This is a genomic window from Mesorhizobium sp. M7A.F.Ca.CA.004.06.1.1, assembly GCF_003999135.1.
Lineage (GTDB): Bacteria > Pseudomonadota > Alphaproteobacteria > Rhizobiales > Rhizobiaceae > Mesorhizobium.
On record NZ_RZPQ01000364.1, the window covers coordinates 1 to 5798 of the forward strand.

A 5798-nucleotide genomic window follows, 5' to 3' on the forward strand; every position below is an offset into this window, starting at 1 on the left:
GCATCAGTCCGCATTGGAGCGTCTATAGGAATCTACTTGGCTGAAAACCCCGGACTAACGGAAATGTTGTTGCGGGCCGACATCGCCCTTTACACAGCTAAGCGCCGCGGCAGGAATGAATTTTGTCTGTTCGATGCCGAGCTAGCCCGGGAGTTGCAACGCCGCCAGTCAATCGAACGCGATCTTCATTCGGCGATAACGATGAGAAGCTTGGTCGCTTGGTTTCAGCCAATCGTAAGACTCGAAACTGAAGCCGTCGTCAGTTTTGAAGCCTTGCTAAGATGGTCTCACCCGCTTCACGGTCCCATTTCTCCGCCCGAGATCATGACAGCGGCACGCGAAACTGGAATGCTTCAGCTGCTAACTCAAACGGTATTCGCCGACTGTTGCGCTCTTATCGAGGGCTTGGTCAAAGCTGACCGTCGTGATGTTCGTGTGGCGATGAATGTTTCACCGTGCGAGTTGGAAGCTGGCGATATTGACGAGATGATTCTTAATGGTCTGGCGGCAAAAGACCTCCCTGCAACGATGTTCGACATCGAGATTACCGAAGAAGCCCCAGTGGATCCGGACAGAGTGGATGAAAAGCTCGCCCGGCTTTCACATGCTGGCATTTCTATCGCGCTCGATGACTTCGGCACCGGTTTTTCGACGTTGGCATCGCTCAAGGACAGTCGGATCAGGAAGGTGAAAATAGATCAGGGCTTCGTTCGCGGCTTAGCCAAGTCCCGGGAGAATCGGCTGCTTGTCAAAGCGGTGATTGATCTTGGTAGGACGCTCGGGATCGAGGTCATGGCCGAGGGCGTTGAAACAGAGGCAGATCGGCAAACTCTGTACCAGCTTGGCTGCAGAACCGCGCAGGGCTTCCTGTTCTCTAAGGCAGTGCCTCTCCATTTGGCACTTGATTCGGTAGTAAAAGAGCACGCGAAGGAGTTGTGACCGGCCTCTCCGTCCGTGCTGCTCGCGGAACTTTCATGTGGGGTGGACCTGACGCGCGAAAGCCGTTTCGGACGGTAGAGTTATTACGGGGCGAAACTGAGCACGTGGTTTGGATAGCAGCAATCCGGTCCACCGGCGCACATGCAGCGGCTTCATACAAGCGTTCAAGTTGCGAGATGAGCTTGAGTGAACGACGTCGGAGAATTGCGTCCTTTGGACGCTGGTTTCGCGGTTCCCGTAGGATTCGATTACGGGAAGCGTTCTTGGCTGCTTCTCGGCTCAGCGCTCATCGGGATGAACAACGTACCCGCGGTCAAGGTCTTCGCGACCTCAACCCAGTCACCATCCCGCAACAGCAGCGGTCGGGTCCTGATCAAGCGCTCAGCCTCAGCACAGGTGCTGGAGCAACGGTAGAGCGCGGAAAACGTGTATCGGAATGCGCTGGCTCACCATAGGAAGCTGCCACGGCATGTCGAATGTCCCCAGGGGGCGGACCGTTCCCTTGCATTTGTCTCGATGACGGGCTCTCAAAGCTAAAGCCAAGAGAGCTTTATAAAAATCGCACCCGATCGGCTGCGCAACGACGACCAGCTGAGGCCCGATCGGGTGCTAAGGTCGTGCCAAAAAAGGCGCGTCACTGTCGCATTTCTAGCCGGCTTGCGATCGGACGTCATCTCTTGGCGATCGCTGCCCCTTCTCTCAAATGCGTTTAGCGGCGCCGATGGCGAATAGCGCAAGCTTTTCCACCCGTTTCTACTCCACTACCGAGACTCGTCACCAACCTCCTTTTATTCGCTTCCATATGGCCCATCCTGTCTCCAATCGAGGAGGAGCGCGAACATGGGCCAAGCCGTAGAACGTCTCAGTCTCGGGAATTCTTCTGCTCGCCAAACTGCCGTTGTCGCCGGCACCATATTTGGCAGGGTGACAGTGCACGACAAGATATCAGGCGTTCTTGTCTGGGCTGAACTATGCTTGCAAGCCATAACCCAAAAATCGCCGATCCCTTTGAATTCGAGCCGGATGAATGGGTGTTTCAAAATTTTTGGCGGTTTTAGGCAGAACCCTCCGATGGCCCGCGTACCGGTCAAGCTTCGTGAGCACTTTAGGTTCGTCGATCAGGCATAGGTTTCTTTCCCATGCCACATGCTGGCCGTTTGCCTAGTTCGGAAGCCCTCGAGAGGCGTTGCTCGTCTTGGTATGGCGTCGCCCCTTTTTCCGATCCATCGGCCACGGAGCTAGAATGGTGTCTAGCTGTTGCCGCCTACTTGGTCATCCGGCATGGAGATGCCTATATACCGACCTTCGAAAGGCTGGAATACGAGGTCGAACAAATGCGGCGGAAGCTCGGAAATCGCGAGCGAGCGCAGCGCGTGCTGGCCACGCTCAACCTAAATGGCTCGGACAGCTGGAGCCGTGAGGTTGGTTCTCAAGGCCTGGATGGCGCCGCAATCACATTCGCCCGGGCGGGGTAAAAGCGATTTTTTGGAGCCACTCGCGCTTTTGCGCTAACGAAGGTCCCGCGCCGTATTTGGGCCGGATCCATTTGTGGCCCATCAGAGAAGCAATTACCTTCTCCGGCGCCTCAACTGCCGTCAGCCGGTCCTCGAAAGTGTGTCGCAGGCTATAAAGACTATGCTCGGAAGTCGGCAGAAGTTCCTTGCTGGCGAGCACCTTGTTGACGAGCGCTGAAAGTGACGCGGCCTTGTCGCGATAACGAGGAAAGCCGTCCGGATGGAGCTTGATGGCTGCAAGTGCGCCGCCAACCAAGGGAATGTCACGGGCTGAATGACCGGTCTTCAAGCGACGGCCATTGGGGCGCACCCGCACATGCGGGATTTCTCGATCGAGGTGGATTGTTTCGGTGGTGAGGTTTGCCGCTTCAGAAAGCCTGAGTCCGGTATCGGCAATCACATAGATTAGATGGCGGGCTTCGTCATTGAGTCCGTCGAGCGCGCCTTCAGCGAGTATCTTCTCCTGAATGAACTCCGCTGTGAACGCAGCGCGTTGCCCGGGGACGGCGCCGGAAAGACGCAGGTTTCGAAAAACCGGCTCCAGCTTGAGCTGGTGAGTCAGATCGACGACGCGCAGCATTTTCGAAACATGGCCGATGTCCTTGTTGGCCGTACCGATATCAAGTCCATCCTCAACGATCCGCTTTTGCCACCACTCGCGGAACGCGATTGCGTCGTCCCGAGTGAGGCTTGCGATCTCCTTGTCGCCAATGACTCCAACCAGATTGGCAACTGCGCGCTTTTTGGGGTTACGCCATTTCTTGATTTGGTTGGGCGACATGGCCAGCAAGTTCTGTTGCTCGATCGTCTCGAATTCCTTGATAAGACCGCTCAGGCGGACCGCTGGCCGCTTCTCCCCACCCATGACGGCCGAGACGTCCTGCGCGTCCTCGATCGATTTTTTGTCGAGGAGCAGCTTGATACGGGCCATGAGTTCGTCGAGCGGCCCCGCTGCTAGTTCCTCGTTAGTGCGATAGGCCAATCCAAATGACCGCGCGCGCTTCCTCGCGGCTTCGAAACGCAGCCCCGCCTCGGCGGATTGGCCTTCCCGCAGTCTACGCCAATACGCCTCCAGCCCCGCGCCGAGGCTTTGCACTGCATCTCGCGCCCGTACACCGCGGGGATCGTCAGCCACGGCGACGCCCGTGGAAATGCGTACTAGGCAGCGGCGATCAAACGCCGCGAATTCCTTCGGCACCCTGCGGACGAGATACCAGATGCCTTCACGTTTATGCGGCTTTGGCGCTGCGGAACGTCGCATTATCTTTCTCTAATGTTACACAGTTTGTTACACAGTCTAAGATATGTTTCGCTTCGTGCTGGTCAAGTGCAACAAGGAAGCTTTTGAAAGGAAAGGATTTTTATGGAAGCTATATGGCGGAGAGGGAGGGATTCGAACCCCCGATGGGCTTGCACCCATGCCGCATTTCGAGTGCGGTGCATTCGACCACTCTGCCACCTCTCCGCGGTCATGGTCGGCCGTTGCCGGCGCGGCGCACTAGATAACGGCTGAACGGGCAGGTTACAAGGCCAATCCGTCAGTTATTTGGCTTGCTTGGCAAGCGGCGGATTCACGGGCTGGTGGGTACAGCGAGGCCCGAGGCAGATTGCCGACCAGTCACCCATCCTCAGCCCAGGCGGGGGCAACGCCGTGGGCATGTCGGCACAGCCGGTCCGTGCCCGCCAATGACGGTCTCGAAACGGCGCGGCTGGTTTGCCTTGACTCGCCCCCAACCTTCGGTTAGGGACAGCGCGCAATCGGCGTGGAGGGTTCTTCCGCGCCGCTTGTTTTTTGAACCCGCAGACTGACAAAAAGACGGCTGAACTGCCTCAGGCGGTTCATCAAGGCCGACCGAACAGCGAAAGGCAAAAAATGTTCGCAGTCATTAAAACGGGTGGCAAGCAGTATCGCGTTGCCGCCAACGATCTCCTGAAGATCGAAAAAGTCGAAGCCAATGTCGGCGATATGGTCGAGATCGGCCACGTCCTTGCACATGGCGAAGGCGAGAATGTCACGTTCGGCGCGCCGTTCGTCGATGGCGCGGTGGTCACCGCCGAAGTCGTCGAGCAGGGCAAGAACCGCACCGTCATCGCCTTCAAGAAGCGCCGCCGGCAGAATTCGCGCCGCAAGATCGGCCATCGTCAGCTTTTGACCACCGTGCGGATCTCCGAGATCCTGCTGGGTGGCGCCAAGCCGACGAAGACGGCATCGGTCAAGGCGCCGAAGAAGGTGAAGGCCGAGGCCGCCACCGAGGTGCAGGCGGAAGCCGCGCCGAAGAAGGAGCCCAAGGCCAAGGCAGCCGAGACCGCGGCAGTGCCGCTGTTCAAGGCGCCGAAGGGTGAGCCGGACGATCTGACCGTGATCAAGGGCATCGGCCCGGTCGCAGCCAAGGATCTCAACGAGCAGGGCATCATCACCTTCGCGCAGCTCGCCAAGCTGACCGACAAGGATGTCGCCAAGATCGACGAGCACATGTCCTTCAGCGCCGACCAGATCAAGGACTGGCGCGAGCAGGCCAAGGAATTGGCTGCGAAGTAATTTTCTGGCGACCTGGTCGCCGGATCGGACTTGAAACGGAACGCGAACGCGTTCATAAGGCCTTTTAGGCGCCTTGCGGCGCAACGGAGTTAGTTAGATGGCACACAAGAAAGCTGGCGGCTCGTCGCGCAACGGTCGCGACTCGCATTCCAAGCGTCTGGGCGTGAAGAAGTTCGGCGGCGAAGCCGTCATCCCGGGCAACATCATCATTCGTCAACGCGGCACCACGTGGCATCCCGGCGTCAATGTCGGCATGGGCACGGACCATACGCTTTTTGCGCTCGAGACCGGCGCCGTGACGTTCAACAAAAAAGCCAACGGCCGAACCTACGTATCGGTCAACCCGATTGCCAAAGCCGCGGAGTAGCCGGTTCCGCACTAGAACACCGGCGCCCATCTCGGGACCGGTGTCTGGCAAAGCCAGGAAAAGGATCAGGGGAGATGGGTTTCCATCTCCCCTTTTTCTTGTGCCTGGAGGACTTTCAAATGGTTGCCGAAGCGGAAGACTCAGAAGACGAAAGTTACGCGATAGATTGTCCGGTGCTGGTCACCGAGCGACTGGTGATGCGGGCGCCTCACGAAGGCGATATCGCGCAACTGGTCGAACTTGCCGACAACCGCCATGTCGCCGAAATGCTGGCCCGCATGCCGCACCCCTATGGCGAGGCCGAGGCGCGCTCTTTCCTGGCCATGACCAAGTCGCGCCGGGCCGGTATCGCTTATGCCCTGACGCTGGCCGGCACCGACACTTTCGTCGGCTGCGCCGGTCTCAACACCACCGATCGCGGGCTGGAGCTCGGTTACTG

General features: G+C 58.2%; 5 protein-coding genes and 1 tRNA gene. 4 read left to right on the forward strand and 2 right to left on the reverse strand.

All coding sequences use genetic code 11. The annotated features are described in order from the left end of the window. Nucleotides 1-939, forward strand: a 939-nt coding sequence (locus EN906_RS20520; protein WP_164777261.1) for a GGDEF domain-containing phosphodiesterase, incomplete at its 5' end; no start/stop codon positions are given. A gap of 1452 nt (nucleotides 940-2391) precedes the next feature. Here the strand turns inward: EN906_RS20520 and EN906_RS20525 are convergent. Then, nucleotides 2392-3714, reverse strand: coding sequence for an integrase (locus EN906_RS20525; protein WP_024502873.1), 1323 nt, complete (start codon nucleotides 3712-3714; stop codon nucleotides 2392-2394). Between the two features lie 114 nt (nucleotides 3715-3828). Continuing rightward, nucleotides 3829-3918, reverse strand: a tRNA-Ser gene (locus EN906_RS20530). A 408-nt stretch (nucleotides 3919-4326) separates the two neighbouring features. On the opposite strand from EN906_RS20530, the gene EN906_RS20535 reads away from it, so the two are divergent. From EN906_RS20535 to EN906_RS20545, 3 genes are all read left to right on the forward strand, one after another. Beyond that, the gene (locus EN906_RS20535) at nucleotides 4327-4992 is read left to right on the forward strand and encodes a 50S ribosomal protein L21 (protein WP_127266820.1); all 666 of its coding nucleotides are present in this window, start codon (nucleotides 4327-4329) and stop codon (nucleotides 4990-4992) included. A gap of 97 nt (nucleotides 4993-5089) precedes the next feature. Next, nucleotides 5090-5359 carry a 50S ribosomal protein L27 gene (rpmA, locus tag EN906_RS20540; RefSeq protein ID WP_013529063.1) on the forward strand — a complete coding sequence of 90 codons (270 nt, stop codon included), beginning with the start codon at nucleotides 5090-5092 and terminating at the stop codon, nucleotides 5357-5359. Between the two features lie 119 nt (nucleotides 5360-5478). Further along, a partial coding sequence (locus EN906_RS20545; RefSeq protein ID WP_164777262.1) for a GNAT family N-acetyltransferase occupies nucleotides 5479-5798 on the forward strand: 320 nt, incomplete at its 3' end.